This is a genomic window from Paenibacillus agri (assembly GCF_013359945.1).
Lineage (GTDB): Bacteria > Bacillota > Bacilli > Paenibacillales > Paenibacillaceae > Paenibacillus_AQ > Paenibacillus_AQ agri.
Genome location: NZ_JABWCS010000101.1, coordinates 1 through 280 on the forward strand (window position 1 = coordinate 1; position 280 = coordinate 280).

The following is a 280-nucleotide window of genomic DNA, read 5'->3' on the forward strand; positions in this document are numbered from 1 at the left end:
TATTTTGCTGACTTTGACGGTTTCGAGTTTATTTTCGAAACCCCGCTGGATGGACTGGACGACACTATCCAAATTTCAGTATGGGGTGTTGATGCTGAAGGGCAACTGGTAACTGCACACCGTCTTGTCTCCTCTGAATTATTGAGAGAGCCATATGGTATAACCGGTGAAACTGGTGCTACGGGTGCAACCGGGGCTACTGGTGCAACGGGTGCACAAGGAGATCCAGGAGCTACTGGAGCCACCGGAGCCACAGGAGTGACCGGAGCGACAGGTGACA

General features: G+C 52.1%; 1 pseudogene. It reads left to right on the top strand.

The window, feature by feature from the left end:
* Positions 1 to 280, top strand: a pseudogene (locus HPT30_RS00470) (YVTN family beta-propeller repeat-containing protein); the annotation flags it as partial.